Raw genomic sequence first — 16,056 nt, forward strand, 5'->3', positions numbered from 1 at the left:
CCATAGATAAATATGATATAGTTTCTCTAGGAGGGAGTAACATGGCTAAATATTCGAGTAAAATAAATAAAATTCGCAGCTTTGCACTATCTTTAATTTTTATTGGCTTTATTGTTATGTATGGGGGCATTTATTTTCGTACCTCACCAGTTATTATGACCATCTTTATGCTTTTAGGTCTTATTTTTATTATCGCAAGTACTGTCGTTTATTTTTGGATTGGGATGTTGTCAACAAAAACCATCCAAGTCAAATGCCCTAGCTGCGGGAAACCTACGAAAATGCTAGGCAGAGTGGATATGTGTATGTATTGTCGAGAACCTTTAACCCTTGATCCTAAACTTGAAGGCGAAGAGTTCGATGAGACCTATAATAAAAAGCAATAAAAATAAATAGAGGATGACTGAGACCTAACAGCTTTTCAAGCCGTAGGTTCAGGCACCCTCTTTTTTATTGTAAAAAAGAGCCATATTCTAAAATTAATGAACTTCTTTACTTGCACATTCAGGACAAGAGCCGTAGATTTCCATTCGGTGATTCTCTACTTTAAATCCTGTTACATGTGAGGCAAGATGCTCTACTTCATCAAGTCCCGGGTAATGAAAATCAACTATTTTTCCGCATTGCTCACAAATTACATGATAGTGATGAGACGTAACAAAGTCAAAACGACTTGATGCATCACCATAGGTTAATTCCTTAACAAGACCGACTTCACGAAATACTCGTAAATTATTGTAAACTGTTGCCACACTCATGTTTGGGAATTTACCTTCTAATGCCTTATAAATATCATCAGCAGTAGGATGTGACATCGAGTTTATTAAATATTCAAGTATCGCATGACGTTGTGGAGTAATTCGTACCCCAGTTTCCTTTAAGGTATCCAACGCTTCTTTTAACTGATTCATCGCCATGCACCTCTTTTCCAAAAATATTCTTAGATTATAATTGTTATAATTAATTTTACTAACATATTTATACTTTTGTCAATATTGCAACCTCACAAACCCCTATGATTATTTACTTTTTTCATGCAAGGTTTGTTCTTCTGCCCCTAACCTGTTGTTAACATACCGGGCGGTAATAAACAATAAGTCTGAAAGTCGATTTAAATAGGCTAATACAAGTGGGTTTACGTCCTCACCTAACGAAACCGCACACCTTTCAGCCCTTCTTGCCATGGTCCGAGCTACATGAAAAGCCGCTGCTGCGGGATGGCCTCCAGGCAGGATAAAATTGGTTAATTCGGAAAGCGAGTTATTCCAATCATCAATTTGCTTTTCCATTTCCTCCACATCAAGAGAAGTTAGTGACCACTTAACTTCTTTACCTTTTGGAGTTGCCAGCTCAGCCCCCACATGAAAAAGGTTCGTTTGTATTTTATGATATACATTTTCAATTATTTCTTTCTCTTGAAAGTTTTCATTTCTTAAATGACTAAGGGCCAGACCAATCATTGAATTTGTTTCATCACAGGTTCCGTACGCTTCAACCCTCGCATCATTCTTCGATACCCGTTGACCATAAATAAGAGACGTTGTCCCCTTATCTCCTGTTTTTGTATAGATTTTCATACCCTATTCCTCCCCTATGTAATGGAATGTTACCTTCAACTTTTATACACATATATTCCCATGATATCAGACATTATGATAGTATCGTTTTTTAGACATAAAAAAAAGGGTCACTATGGACCCAAAATTTATCTGAGGAGGTATGCCCTAATAAAATGATATTCAAAATCACGCTTCTTGCATTGGACAAATGCCTTTCCTAAAGAAAATAGGCTAGAAATCTTTTAATTAGCTAAGGTGTTCACGTATGTATGTTAGCGCGTCCTCAACATGACCTTTAACTTGAACTTTTCTCCATTCTTTAACGAGTTGACCATCCTTATTGATAATAAACGTAGACCTTTCAATCCCCATATATTCTTTACCAAAATTTTTCTTTAACTTCCACACTTCGTAAGCTTCTGCAGCTTGTTGATCTGTATCTGCTAGAAGAAGAAATGGCAATCCGTATTTATCAATAAACTTTTGATGACGAGAGGTTGGGTCCGGACTTACACCTAAGATTACTGTATCCAAGTCATTAAACTTTTCAATCTGATCTCGAAAATCACATGCTTCTGTTGTACACCCAGGAGTCATATCTTTAGGGTAAAAATAAAGGACAACATTTTTTCCGCGAAAATCAGAAAGTTTAACTACCTCACCATTGCTGGCTTCAAGCTCAAATTCAGGGGCTTGTTTTCCCGTTTCAATTGTCATATGAATCACTCCTATTGTAAAAGATTCCTTATCTATAGCGTAACGAATCTCTCCTTATAATACAAATAATCCACCGATCTGACCTACTTTTCCCTATCTAACATCACTTTTGCGACAAATGCAGCCGGTAGCGTATACCCTATTAATGCTTCAATCACTGCAATTATTCTCCCCACTCCATTCGGCAGGACGTCCCCGTTTCCGACAGAAAAAAGGGTCATCGCGCTAAAATAAAAACTGGTCTCAAAGATATTATTTTGAGAATCTTGATTTACTTCTTTTAGTAGTGGCAACCCAATCAGGTAAAACAAAAGATAAATCAGTCCAAATCCTATAATAACGGTTAAGTAGACCGAGCCTAGATAAAGGAAGTTTTGAACAGATGCAAACTTCCCACTTAGTGTATTAGGGATAAATAATGTTCGCAAACTCATAAAGATACAAAAGATGACAATCGGAAGTAAGAAATAAAACATGTTTAACCACCCCTACAATCCATGAGAGTTATTCTATTCCTATGCGGGCTTGGTCAATAAAATAGCAAAAAACCAGGCAAAAGCCTGATTTCGAATAAATTCTTTAATTCCCTGCTCCCCTATACTTCTTTACCCCTTGATTCCAGAGTAGAATGGAAAGAATAAAAAAGACGACACCAATGACTGGCGTTAAACAGGAATACCACAACCATTCCTTTTTCCCAAGAAAAAAGGCAGCAGGATACACGCCAACAAAAGCAAATGGGATGATCCAAGTTAATACAAAGCGAATTAACTTATTATAAATGTTAACTGGATACCTACCGTAACTGCTGATATTGTACATCATCGGCATAAGTGAAGTTCTTGCATCTGCCCAAAAACTAATGCATGCAATCATGATGAAGATTCCACCATAGACAAGCGCACCACCAATAACAAAAATGACAAATAAAAATGGGTCATACCAATGCACTTCAAGGCCCAATCGACTCCCTGCATAGAACATGACAGCAAGTCCGGTTATGGCTCCTAATAGGGACTCCAGTTCAATTCGCTCGAGAATAATTTGAAAGAGACTATGAATGGGTCTTGTAAGTATTCGGTCAAGCTCTCCCTTTACAATATATCGTTCGTTAAAATCCCATATATTAAAAAAGGCAGAAAACACGGCAGAAGGTACTAGAAAAAAACCATAAATAAAGATAATTTCATCTCTGCTCCAGCCATTAAGTAAACTCGTATGGCCAAAAACTACTAATATAAAAACAAGATTAATCGCTTGGGACAGTAAATCTGAAAAGAACTCTACAAACAAATCTGCCCGATATTGAAATCTAGTTTTAATGTACTGCGATGTGTATTGAAAAAACATAGATAAATAAAACAACCCTTATCCCCCCTGAATAATCAACTGTTTCCTCGCCAAGTACCACAGAATTTGAATAGGCACAATTAATACAATAACCCAAACAATTTGCTGCATAATCGCATCGATTGCCTGCTGGTGTGAGAAACCTTTTGTCAAAATCATACTTGGAAAGTAGCTGATCCCTTGAAAGGGAAGAAATTTCATGATTTCTTGAGCCCAGCCCGGAAAGAAGCTAATGGGCAAAAGAAGTCCTGAGAACAAATCAATAACGACTCGTTTCGCCCGGATAAGTCCTGCATTATTATATAAGAAGAAAGTGGTTATCCCTGTTAATAAGTTCAACTCTGTATTGATAAAAAAGCTTAATAAAATGGATAGTCCAAACAATCCCCAAACACTGGGTTCCCAAGTAAAATGGATGGGGAAAATGAAATAAACAATGATCATACCAGGAGCTGAAAAGAAAAATAACCGAAAGATCCCTTCTCCAAGTCCTTGCATGGTTTTCATCGTCAGATAATTATAGGGGCGGATTAACTCGATTGCTACTTTACCTTCCATTATTTCTAACGCCATTTCACGGTCCAGATTATTAAAATAAAACGCACGAGCCATCCAGGAAACAGCGACATAGGTGGTCATTTGAATAACCGAAAGCCCGACAATTTGTTCTTTTGACCCATAAATCGCATTCCATAGGAAGTAGTAGGCTCCAATGTTGATACTATAAATTAGAATCCCCGTGTAATAATTAGTCCGGTAAGCGAGCATCATTAAAAAGCGGATTCTAATCATTTCTAAGTATTTATCCACTTACACAGCACCCTTCTCATATATATTTCGAATAATCTCTTCTGTGGACGTCTCGTTAATTTTAATGTCCTTTATTTTAAATCCAGCTACCACCATAGCAATAACCTGAGAGATTAATTCGTCGTTCTCCTCTACAACCGCAATGAAAACTTGGTCCTTTTCATCCAACTCCCATTTAACAGGCATCCCGCTTGTCAGATTTCTTACAGCAGCTAAGTCTACTTTTTCAAGAAATTGAAAACGTAGTTCCTTCCCTTCGCCCCATTTTTCCTGAAGATTCTTAAGGGCACCATCATAAATCACTTTTCCTTCATCAAGCATAATCACGCGCTCACATAATGCCTCGATGTCTGATAAATCATGTGTTGTTAACAGAATCGTTGTATTATATTTCTCATTTATTTCTTTTAAAAATTCACGGATTCTTAATTTAACTAGCACATCTAAACCAATGGTCGGTTCATCCAAAAATAATAAAGGGGGATTGTGAATGAGTGCGGCCGCAAGCTCACAACGCATCCGTTGGCCAAGGGATAATTTACGAACTGGTTTATCTAAGAGTGGTTCAATATCCAAGGTTTTTATAACATGGTTCATGTGATCGTCGTATTGTTCATCTGATACTTTATATACCTTTTTCAGTAGACGGAACGACTCCTGTACGGCAATATCCCACCACAATTGCGACCGTTGGCCGAAAACAACGCCAATGGTTTGGACAAACTTTTCTCTTTCCCTATGAGGATTCATACCATTTACAATGATGTCGCCAGACGTAGGGGTTAATATGCCTGTCAGCATTTTAATGGTGGTGGATTTCCCCGCTCCATTTTCTCCAATATAGCCAACTATCTCCCCTTGCGCCACTGAAAAATTGATATCGTTAACGGCAGGAATCACCTTATAATTTCTAGTGAACAAATCCCTAAACGCACCCTTTAGTCCAGTTCTACTCGAATAGGATTTAAATTCTTTCCTTAAGCTTTGTACTTCTATAATATTCTTCATCAAGTACCTCCCAAAGCATGGTTCCTACAGCATTCCTAAAACATTAGTTTAGCCAAATCAATTAGTTAAAACAACTAACCTGCACTCAAACAGAATTTTCTAAAAGTTGAAATAGATTATAGACAATTAAAAAAGTGATAAAATAGGGTAGATATAAATGAAGGAGGAAAAATAGTGCAATTTACAAATTCTGAAACAATACATAATGAAGCAGTTCAGCACATTGTTGGTGGAGTAAACAGTCCGTCCCGGTCTTACAAGGCAGTTGGCGGTGGCGCACCGGTAGTAATGGAACGTGCACAAGGCGCATACTTTTGGGATGTTGACGGGAATCAATACATTGATTATCTTGCAGCCTATGGTCCAATCATTACTGGTCATGCTCACCCACATATTACAAAAGCCATCACACGTGCTGCAGAAAGTGGCGTTCTTTACGGAACACCCACTCCACATGAAGTGAAATTCGCCAAAATGATTAAGGAAGCGATGCCTGCTTTAGATAAGGTACGTTTCGTTAACTCAGGAACAGAAGCGGTTATGACTACAATCCGTGTTGCCCGGGCTTACACAGGAAGAGATAAAATCATTAAGTTTGCTGGTTGCTACCATGGCCATTCTGATCTGGTTCTTGTTGCCGCTGGATCAGGTCCTTCTACTCTAGGCACTCCTGATTCTGCGGGAGTACCAAAAAGCATTGCCCAAGAAGTGATTACGGTACCATTTAATGATATTGAACCATTTAAGGAAGCTTTAGAAAAATGGGGAGACCAAATTGCTGCAGTTTTAGTGGAACCAATTGTCGGGAACTTTGGGATTGTTGAACCAAAGCCTGGGTTCCTTCAACAAGTGAATGACCTAACACATGCTGCGGGTGCACTTGTCATTTATGATGAAGTGATTACAGCCTTTCGTTTTATGTACGGTGGTGCCCAGGACTTATTAGGAATTAAGCCAGATTTAACAGCGCTTGGAAAAATTATCGGCGGAGGCCTGCCAATTGGTGCATACGGCGGACGGAAGGAAATTATGGAAAAGGTTGCTCCACTAGGGCCTGCATATCAAGCAGGAACCATGGCCGGTAATCCAGCCTCCATTCTTTCAGGAATTGCCTGCCTAGAAGTTCTGAAGCAAGAAGGGGTATACGAATACTTGGACCAACTTGGCGCTATGCTCGCGGATGGAATATTAGAAGCAGCTAAAGAGTTTAATATTCAAATTACGATTAACAGACTTAAAGGAGCATTTACCGTTTATTTCACAAATGAAACAATAGAAAATTATGAACAAGCGGAGAACACAGACGGAGAAATGTTCGCTAAGTTTTTCAAACTCATGCTTCACCAGGGAATTAATTTAGCTCCATCTAAATATGAGGCGTGGTTCCTAACCATTGCTCATACAGAAGAAGACGTGGAAGCTACTTTACATGCGGTAAGAAATGCATTTTCCCAACTAAACAACGAATAAATATACACTTTTTATGCACGAAAGGGAGTAGGAATCACTCCCTTTTATTTTTCGAAACCAAATGAAAACGTTTACAATAATATATTCCTCATTTATCCAATCCCCTTTTACCGGTATTTTTGTATCCAAACTTTTGTATATTTATTTGATTTCTGAAAATTCATATGATACTATAAGATTATTATTATTTTTAATCCTTTAACCAAACACCCCGTTAAAGTATCAAATAGATTACAAACTACGAATAATAAAATATTCTCTAATTTAAAGTTTCATAGGAGGTGACTAGGCTTCAGCGGACCAACCCGCTAAGCCCTACAAAATGACACAAAAATGGAGCCCTTCCCTTTTTAAAGAATTCCATAAACAAGAACATGATGCCTGTGGTATAGTGGCTTGTCTTGAAAAATCAAAACAACCAACTAAAAAGAATATTTTCGATTGTATTGAAGCCCTTGTTACGATGAATCACCGTGCCGGCTTTATTAATGGTGAAGGTGACGGAGTTGGAATTCATACCGATATCCCTATCGATCTCTGGAAAGAAAAATTATCACAGGCTGGTCTTGACCCGTTGCTTGTGGAGAAAGAGGATTTTGCAGTTGGCCATGTTTTTGTCAGCCAAAAGGTTAACTGGGAATCTACTAAACAGGAATTACTTACTAAGCTTGCTAAGTATGAGTTTGAATTAGTTTATGAGTCAGATGAAGTAACAGACCCTTCTGCACTAGGGCCTATTGCCATTCAAGAAAATCCTGTGTTTTGGCAGTTTGCCTGTGTATCTAATAAAAAAGGGCAGGAATTAACGAAAGCTCTTTTCGAAACATTAGTTGATTTTGAAACAAATGACGAAGTTCATGTAGCATCTTTAAGTCAAAATCATGTCGTCTATAAAGTAATGGGTGCAGGAGATATCCTCCCTCGCTATTACCATGATTTAGCGCATCCACTTGTTGCATCAACTATGACTCTTGGACATAATCGATATTCTACTAATACGTTATCTAGTTTTTTCCGAGTACAGCCTTTTAGTGTGCTTGGTCATAACGGTGAAATCAACACGATTGCTAAACTTCGTGATGAGGCAAAAATGATCGGTGTTCCACTTGTAAAAGACGGAAGTGACTCACAAGATCTCAGCCGAACAATGGAAACATTAATTTGCCGTCAGGGCTATTCCTTATTCGAAGCGATGGACCTTTTATTCCCTCCGATCATCAATGAAATAAAGGCTTATTCAAATGAATTACAAGATTTATATACTTATTTAAGAGAAGCATGGGGACACTTTGCACAAGGCCCTGCAGGAATCATCTCCCGATATGCTGATGAAGCAGTATTTAGTGTAGATGCCCTAGGACTTCGTCCACTTTGGATGCTTGAAACAGAAAGCTCGTACCTATTCTCCTCTGAACCTGGAATCATTCCTTCCAGTGAATATGTAAATGAGCCAAAGCCTTTGGCACCTGGTGAAAAAGTAGGTTTTAAATGGAATGGCGACAAATTGGATGTATTTGAACAGAACCGCTTCCAAAATGAAGTGTTTAACCGCTTTTCAAACCGGTTAAATCTTGGAGACTCTAGACTACGCTTACAGCCACCTGTTTTAAATAAAACGGTAACAATGAGTTATCCAGACAAAATTCATAACGGACAATATAAGGCTTTTGGTTGGGAACGTGATCACATTCAATTAATCGAACAAATGGCTGAAAAAGGCGTAGAGCCTATTCGGTCACTAGGTCATGATGCTCCACTTGCTGCCCTTAACCCTGAGCGAGTAAATATTGCTGATTATATTAAAGAAAGTGTGGCAGTCGTAACAAACCCAGCGATTGACCGTGACAGGGAAACAGAACATTTTTCTACACGTGTAATCATTGGAAAACGTCCGACTTTATTTACACATGAAAGTACAGAGACTGTCATTGAACTAGCTACTCCCCTTCTCGTCGAAGGAAAGGCTGGATTCACCTGTGCAGAGTCTTTAGGCCAGCCAAGCTTTGATCAATTGGTCCAGCACTTCCAGGAACAAAAATTAGCTGCCTATATCTCCACAACCTTTAAAAAAGAAGAAACAGTTGATCAAGCACTTATCCGATTAGCTGATGAAGCGGTTAAGGCTGTAGAGTCTGGAAAAACGCTTCTTGTCTTAGACGATGCAAAAGCACACCAAGAAGACTGTTACTGGATTGATCCACATTTAGTGACTTCAGCTATCGACCAAGCGCTTGTAAAGGCAGAGTTAAGAAGAAACAGTTCTTTATTGGTTCGTTCTGCTTCCATTCGCTCCCTTCATGATATTATTACCGTGTTTGGTTTGGGAGCTGATTTAATTAGCCCGTATTACATGTTCTTAACCATTCTTGATGAATCTACTAAACCACTAGTTAACCTTTACGGTGCATTAACTAAGGGTTTAGAAAAAGTCATTTCAACGATTGGGATTCACGAGCTTCGTGGTTATGGAAGACTGTTCTCTAGCATTGGCTTACATGAATCTATCGCCAATGTATTAAATATCGTCAACTTCTTTGGCTCTAAGGAAATTGAAACTGATTTTGAAGCAATGAAGCAAGATGCTTTCTCAAGAGCAGAAGATTACCAAAATGAAAAAGAAAGAGTCGGAAAGACCTTCCACCTATTCCCTCGTATTTGGAAAGCGATTGGGGAAGTAGCAGCAACAGGTGACTATAGTGTATATAGAGATAAAATTTCCGAGCAGGAAACACAAAATCCAACTACTATTCGCCATTTAGTTCAGCTGAAGAAAGGTGCGAAAACAGTGGCTCCAACAGAAGTTGACCTTCGTGTTGGCGACCATGATTTACCGTTTATTATTTCTTCCATGTCGTTTGGGTCACAGAACGAAACAGCATTTAGAGCCTATGCTGAAGGTGCAGACCGTTTAAATATGGTCAGCCTAAATGGTGAGGGTGGAGAAATCAAGGATATGCTTGGTAAATATCCTAAAACAAGAGGACAACAGGTTGCTTCTGGAAGATTTGGAGTGAATGCAGAGCTTCTAAACTCTTCTAATCTCTTAGAAATCAAAATTGGTCAAGGAGCTAAGCCTGGAGAAGGTGGACATTTACCTGGTTCAAAGGTTACTGCAAAAGTAGCAGAAGCTCGTAATGCGACACTTGGTTCAGACTTGATTTCTCCATCAAATAACCATGATATTTATTCCATTGAAGATTTAGCACAAATGATTCTTGAATTAAAGACAGCAAATGACCAAGCAAAAATTGCTGTTAAGGTTCCAGTTGTTCCAAATATCGGCACCATCGCTGTTGGGGTCGCAAAAGCAGGAGCAGATATTATCACCCTAAGCGGCTTTGATGGCGGTACAGGGGCAGCAAGAATCCATGCTCTTCAACATGTAGGCTTACCAGTAGAAATTGGTGTAAAAGCAGCACACAATGCATTGCTTGAGAGTGGGCTTCGTCATAAAGTTGAACTTTGGGCTGATGGCGGTATGAAGAGTGCTATGGATGTAATGAAAATCATGCTACTTGGTGCGAACCGAGTTGGATTTGGAACATTAGCTATGCTTTCTATCGGCTGTACGACTTGCCGTGGCTGTCATTTAGATACATGTCACGTCGGAATTGCCACTCAAATCGAATCTGAAGCACAAGCAAAAGAACACGGTCTAAGACGTTTCGTGCCAAGACAATTAGACTTAGCTGTTCAAGGAATTATGAATCTCTTTACAGCCTTTGGTACGGAGTTAAAAGAGCTTGCAGCATCATTAGGTATTAAGAATCTACAAGATGCTGTAGGTCGTTCAGAACTATTGGAGCAAGTAAAGGGTGAAGGTCAGCTTAGCCTTTCCTATTTACTAAAACCACTTGAAATCAGTCAATTTGCAAAAACGGCAGCTTCAAAGTCAATTGAAGAGGTACAAATGCAAGTAGCTGTTGGTGCAGAGTATCTTGATGGAAGTGTAGACCAATTACATTCTTCAAGAGAGTTTGAAAGTGTAACATCTGAACAGCGCGTCCTAGGAAGCCGCGTGTCCTGTCACCGTGTTCGCGGTAGACTCGATGGTTCTTACAAGCAGCTTCCACCAGTCCAGCTGAAATATAAAGATGGTTCCATACCAGGAAACGGCTTAGGTGCCTATAATAGTGAAGGAATCGAAATTACCGTTAATGGCGGAGGTCAAGACGGTGTCGGTAAAACATCCTTTGGTGGAAATATTCACGTCCTTAAATCAAAAGGGAAAAATGGCCAATATTATAATGGATCCGTCGGTAAAGGATTTGGATACGGTGCTCAAAAAGGATTACTTGTTGCACAAGGAAATGCTGATGCCCGTGCAGGAATTCGTCTCTCTGGTGCAGACTTAATCATTGGTGGTGCTGTAAAGAAGCCAATTCCTGCTAAAGAAGCTGGGAATATTGGCTCAAATGCAAATATCAAAGGTTTTGCCTTTGAATACATGACCAATGGCCGTGGTTTAGTTTTAGGTGATCCTGGTCCATGGATTTGTGCAGGTATGACCGGAGGTGTCGTCTATATCCGACACCAACCTGAATTAGGTTTAACGAAAGAAGCCATTAAAAGACGGATTGCTAAAGGTGCAAAAGTATCCGTTGCTGACTTAAATGAAAAAGGTAAACAAGATATTAATGAGCTGTTAGGCAAATATACAGATTTGCTTGAACAAAATGGTCAGGCAGACGAAGCAAATCAACTTCGTAGTCTATTAACAGATTCTGAAAATCACTTTGTTCAGATCCTGCCTGTTAAAGAACAAGCAGATCCATCTGTATCGACAGAATGATCCAATAGTCATACAAAAACGTCCGCTCCAGCAAGCGGACGTTTTTTTTCATTTTTTTGTCACAATTAGAATAAGGTTTTCATATAATATCTCTTGATTATATTCATTAATCCATGTATAGTACTAAAATGTGTTTGAACAGACTAGTATAAATCTTATTCTTGAAAGGAATTTATTTAGATGAAGTTAGGTGCCCGCATCTTAAAAACGGGAATTGCTATTGTTCTATCCCTTTACCTAAGTCAGTTGCTGCATTCGCCTTCCCCAGTATTTGCTGGAATTGCTGCGATTTTTGCAATTCAACCGACTATTTACCGCTCTTATTTAACCATTATTGAACAAATTCAGGGAAATATTATTGGTGCATTACTTGCAGTTATTTTTGTGCTTCTCCTCGGAAATCATTTCATTGTTATTGGATTGGCTGCAATTATTGTTATTCTTCTAAATCTAAAACTAAAGCTTGAAAACACCATTGGACTGTCACTCGTTACATTAATTTCAATTATGGAAACTCATAGTGGGAGTTTTATACAATTTGCTGGAGTTCGTTTCTCCACCATTATGATTGGCGTATTTTCGGCATTTCTAGTTAATCTTGTATTTATGCCCCCAAAATACGAAAACAAGCTATATTTTAAAATTATTACCACGACAGAAGAAATAATTAGGTGGATTCGCTTAAGCACCCGCCACGACTTCGATCATAATCTTCTTAAGACAGATATCGAGAAACTGAAAGAGAACTTGATACAAATGGGACAGTTTTATTCCATGTACAAGGAAGAAAGAAGATATTTTAAAAAGAATACTTTAGAAAAATCTCGAAAGCTTGTTATATACCGGCAAATGATCTTAACAGCAAAAAAATCACTTGATACTTTGAAGCGGCTGCATCGATTTGAAAATGAACTTTTACACCTCCCTGAAAAGTTTCAACAAGCCATTCAGGAACAGTTAGATTGTCTTATTTATCACAATGAACAACTTATGCTACGATTCATTGGCAAAATACCTACCCCACCTTCCATCACAGAAGGTAGTATTTGTATAGATAAAAAGGAATTATTTGATTTGTTTTTAGTCTATCAACAAGAAACAAAAGAACAAGATTCTCCGCACCTATACCATACCATGCAAATTATTGCCTCGATTATTGATTATAGTGAGCAGGTTGAACATCTGGATACGTTAATTACTAGCTTTCATTCTTATCATGATAATGAACTATCTATTGAAGAAGAAAGTGAATAAGAAAAGCGCAAGCGCCTTGTTCAGCCCCGACAGGCAAATGTTCTTCGGCAATAAAAGTCCGCTTTTTGACTTTTATTGCCGAAGGTTATTTGACCCGAGGGGCTAGGCGCTGGAGCTGGACAATTCTCGAAGTCGAATTTTATACTTCCTTGTAATTTAAAAAAACCGAAGCAGATTATTCCTCTGCTTCGGTTTCTTTATGTTCAAGTTGTTGGACCTGAAATAATTTAAAATAATTGCCTTGCTTAGCCATTAATTCTTCATGTGTCCCTACTTCGACAATTTGACCATGTTCGATTAAAACAATTCGATTAGCATGTGTAATGGTTGATAACCTGTGAGCAACAATAAAAGTGGTCCGATCCTTAGCTAACTCTTCTAATGATTCTTGAATGGAATGCTCACTTTCTAAATCCAATGCCGAGGTAGCCTCATCTAAAATTAATATTGGAGGGTTTTTTAGAAATACTCGAGCAATGGCTACCCGTTGTTTTTGACCCCCAGATAATTTGACCCCTCGTTCCCCCACCTTAGTGTTATAGCCATCAGAAAGGTTTAAAATAAACTCGTGGGCATTGGCCGCCTTTGCTGCCCTATATACCTCTTCATCAGAGGCACCAGGCTTTCCTAACAGGATATTGTCTCTCACTGATTCACTGAATAGAATATTATCCTGAAACACAACACCAATCTTGTCCCGTAATGTTTGCACTTTAAAATCACGGATATCTATTCCATCTAGTGTAATTCGCCCTTTAGTGACGTCGTAAAATCGTGGAATTAAACTAACTAGTGTAGACTTTCCTCCACCGCTCATTCCCACAAACGCAATTGTTTCGCCCTTTTTGACATGTAGGGTTATATCTTTTAAGACCATTTCATCCGTTTGGTCGTAAGAGAAGTAAACATTCTCAAATGAAATATCCCCTTGTACGTGGTTGCATTCTCGGGCATTTGGATCATCAATAATGTCATATTTTTCATCTAAAAATTCAAACACTCGATCCATTGAGGCAAATGATTGAGTAATTGTAGTGGAAGAGTTAACTAACCTTCTTAATGGACTATAAAGCTTGTCTATATAGGCAAAAAAAGCAACCATTGTTCCAAGTGATAGCTCTCCTTGAATGACTAAATAAGCGGAATAGCCAATAACAATTAATGGAGCAATATCGGTAATGGTATTTACAGCTGAGAAGGACTTCGCATTCCAGCTTGTATGCTGGAGGGCTTTTTCTAGGAAGTTTTTATTTTGTTTATCGAATTGTTTTTGTTCATACTCTTCAATGGCAAAACTCTTAATTACCGGCATACCTTGAACCCGCTCATGGAGATAGCTTTGGACCTCGGCCAAAGCTTGTGAACGCGTTCTTGTGAGCGTACGTAGATTTCCAAAAAAATACCTAACTGAAAAGGCATAGAGAGGAAACAGCAAAACCGACACAATGGTTAATGTTACGTTCATATAAAACATAAGAATAATTGCAATTATAATTGTGGCAATATCTAGCCATAAATTCATTAATCCGGAGATCACAAATGTTTTCGTCTGCTCCACATCATTAATTACTCTTGATATGATTTCACCAGCCCGAGTGTTAGAAAAATATCGGAAGCTTAATTTCTGAATATGAGTATACATGGTGTCACGAATATCATAAAGGATTTTACTTGATGTCCATTGGGCGAAATATTGTCGGTAATACTCGATGGGGGGGCGAACGATGACAAATACAACAATCATAACACCCATTATAAGCATTAGTTTATGTACCTTTTCATCATGTGTAAGCCCATGATTTCCAACAATATCATCGACCACATATTTAATGAGCATCGGAATAATCAGTGGTATGGAGAATTTAATTACACCTATAAAAATCGTACCAATAATTTGTAAGCGATACGGTTTAACAAATTGTAGGTATCGGCGAATACTGCTCAAGCGGGTGTCCCTCTTTCATACATAAATTAAACACAAACAAAAGAGGCTAACTCCTTTGCTTTTGAGTCAGCCTTAAGGTCACTTTTCAGCGTCTATATGTTAAGTAACGTTCATACCAAATATCAATAAAATCTGGTGCAAAGGGGCCCTGACGCTGTCTTATCCATTGAATTAATTTTTCAACATTTCTTTTAAGGATTTGATCAATCACATCCGGATAGTTCATCTCGCGGCGATGCCGCTCATATTCATCCTCGTCTAATAAGTTAAAAGTCATATCAGGATACACCTTGATATCAAGGTCATAATCAATATACTTTAATGCTTCACCATCAAAGATGAATGGTGAACTGATATTACAGTAATAATAGATGCCGTCTTCCCGAATCATTCCTATTACATTAAACCAGTATTGAGAGTGGAAATAGCAAATAGCTGGTTCTCTGGTTATCCACGTTCTACCATCTGATTCTGTTACAAGTGTCCGATCATTCCCACCAATCACCAAATTCTGAGACCCTTTTAATACGGTTGTTTCTTCCCAGACGCGATGGATGTGCCCATTGTGCTTATAGCTATGTATTTGCATTGGTTCACCTTCGATGGGTACGCCCATATTCTCCCCTACCTTCATTCCTGAACGCTTTGTAACCTATTCCAACTATAAATACAATAAATAACGACAAAAGGTAACAAAGTCCAATTCCTATTTATTATTATTATAACGGTTGAGTCCAGAATTTAAAACAAAAGAGCCATATTTCGATGGCTCTTTGTAAAAATTTGCGTATTTTTTTCAATTTTTCTATTGTTTTTCTACAATGTTGGTGTTAAATTCGTTTCCCGATACGAATTTATTACCTCTTCTGTTTGCTTTTCAAAAATTAACTGAATCTCTTTTAACTCTTTTTTCATCAGTTGAATGTCTGTCTGAATGCTCTCAAGGTCTGTAGCATGCTGCAATGTCTGAAGTTCTTCTTCGATTTGTTGACAACGCTCAAGCTCGGCTTGAAGATAGAGCAATTTTTCCATAGTCACCATCTGCTCGGAAACTAATCGGTTGAAATGATTCATTTCCCTCACCGCCTTATACTTTATCTATCTTCCTACCTACTATGTATTCTTTAGTAAACCCTTTTTTCCTTTGACTA

The 16,056-nt window shown here is 38.3% G+C and carries 14 protein-coding genes; 4 read left to right on the top strand and 10 right to left on the bottom strand.

Translation table 11 applies throughout. The features are described from left to right. Positions 1–41: 41 nt before the first annotated feature. Positions 42–386 carry a YgzB family protein gene (locus AA0X95_RS24190; RefSeq protein ID WP_413302519.1) on the top strand — a complete coding sequence of 115 codons (345 nt, stop codon included), beginning with the start codon at positions 42–44 and terminating at the stop codon, positions 384–386. Between the two features lie 93 nt (positions 387–479). On the opposite strand, the gene perR is transcribed toward AA0X95_RS24190, so the two are convergent. From perR to AA0X95_RS24225, 7 genes are all read right to left on the bottom strand, one after another. Continuing rightward, complete coding sequence (gene perR, locus AA0X95_RS24195; protein WP_413302521.1) at positions 480–917, bottom strand: peroxide-responsive transcriptional repressor PerR; 438 nt, start codon at positions 915–917, stop codon at positions 480–482. 102 nt (positions 918–1,019) lie between these two features. Beyond that, positions 1,020–1,577, bottom strand: a complete 558-nt coding sequence (locus AA0X95_RS24200; RefSeq protein WP_413302523.1) for a cob(I)yrinic acid a,c-diamide adenosyltransferase — start codon at positions 1,575–1,577, stop codon at positions 1,020–1,022. Between the two features lie 228 nt (positions 1,578–1,805). Continuing rightward, positions 1,806–2,276, bottom strand: coding sequence for a thioredoxin-dependent thiol peroxidase (gene bcp / locus AA0X95_RS24205; protein WP_413302526.1), 471 nt, complete (start codon positions 2,274–2,276; stop codon positions 1,806–1,808). Positions 2,277–2,359: 83 nt separating this feature from the next. Next, the gene (locus tag AA0X95_RS24210; protein ID WP_335533285.1) at positions 2,360–2,752 is read right to left on the bottom strand and encodes an ion channel; all 393 of its coding nucleotides are present in this window, start codon (positions 2,750–2,752) and stop codon (positions 2,360–2,362) included. A gap of 103 nt (positions 2,753–2,855) precedes the next feature. Next, complete coding sequence (locus AA0X95_RS24215) at positions 2,856–3,641, bottom strand: ABC transporter permease (RefSeq protein ID WP_413302529.1); 786 nt, start codon at positions 3,639–3,641, stop codon at positions 2,856–2,858. A gap of 3 nt (positions 3,642–3,644) precedes the next feature. After that, a complete protein-coding gene (locus AA0X95_RS24220; protein ID WP_413302532.1) occupies positions 3,645–4,436 on the bottom strand; it encodes an ABC transporter permease in 792 nt (263 codons plus the stop codon). After that, on the bottom strand, positions 4,437–5,444 hold the full coding sequence (locus AA0X95_RS24225; RefSeq protein WP_413302535.1) for an ATP-binding cassette domain-containing protein: 1,008 nt from the start codon (positions 5,442–5,444) through the stop codon (positions 4,437–4,439). A gap of 174 nt (positions 5,445–5,618) precedes the next feature. Between AA0X95_RS24225 and AA0X95_RS24230 the strand changes: the two genes are divergently transcribed. The 3 genes from AA0X95_RS24230 to AA0X95_RS24240 all read left to right on the top strand — a co-directional run bounded on the left by AA0X95_RS24230 (position 5,619) and on the right by AA0X95_RS24240 (position 12,960). Beyond that, positions 5,619–6,914: a glutamate-1-semialdehyde 2,1-aminomutase gene (locus AA0X95_RS24230; RefSeq protein WP_413302537.1), complete on the top strand. Its 1,296-nt coding sequence runs from the start codon at positions 5,619–5,621 to the stop codon at positions 6,912–6,914. A gap of 322 nt (positions 6,915–7,236) precedes the next feature. Then, positions 7,237–11,706 (top strand): glutamate synthase-related protein, encoded by a 4,470-nt coding sequence (locus AA0X95_RS24235; protein WP_413302540.1) that lies wholly within the window; start codon positions 7,237–7,239, stop codon positions 11,704–11,706. Positions 11,707–11,886: 180 nt separating this feature from the next. Then, the gene (locus AA0X95_RS24240) at positions 11,887–12,960 is read left to right on the top strand and encodes an FUSC family protein (RefSeq protein ID WP_413302542.1); all 1,074 of its coding nucleotides are present in this window, start codon (positions 11,887–11,889) and stop codon (positions 12,958–12,960) included. A 175-nt stretch (positions 12,961–13,135) separates the two neighbouring features. Here the strand turns inward: AA0X95_RS24240 and AA0X95_RS24245 are convergent, their stop codons facing one another. The 3 genes from AA0X95_RS24245 to AA0X95_RS24255 form a co-directional block, all read right to left on the bottom strand. After that, positions 13,136–14,905 carry an ABC transporter ATP-binding protein gene (locus tag AA0X95_RS24245; RefSeq protein WP_413302545.1) on the bottom strand — a complete coding sequence of 590 codons (1,770 nt, stop codon included), beginning with the start codon at positions 14,903–14,905 and terminating at the stop codon, positions 13,136–13,138. Between the two features lie 85 nt (positions 14,906–14,990). Then, on the bottom strand, positions 14,991–15,521 hold the full coding sequence (locus AA0X95_RS24250) for a DUF402 domain-containing protein (protein ID WP_307289779.1): 531 nt from the start codon (positions 15,519–15,521) through the stop codon (positions 14,991–14,993). Positions 15,522–15,721: 200 nt separating this feature from the next. Beyond that, positions 15,722–15,979 carry a YgaB family protein gene (locus AA0X95_RS24255; RefSeq protein ID WP_413302549.1) on the bottom strand — a complete coding sequence of 86 codons (258 nt, stop codon included), beginning with the start codon at positions 15,977–15,979 and terminating at the stop codon, positions 15,722–15,724. Positions 15,980–16,056: the final 77 nt, after the last annotated feature.

Source organism: Neobacillus phoenicis, from assembly GCF_047302305.1.
Taxonomy (GTDB): Bacteria; Bacillota; Bacilli; order Bacillales; family Cytobacillaceae; genus Neobacillus.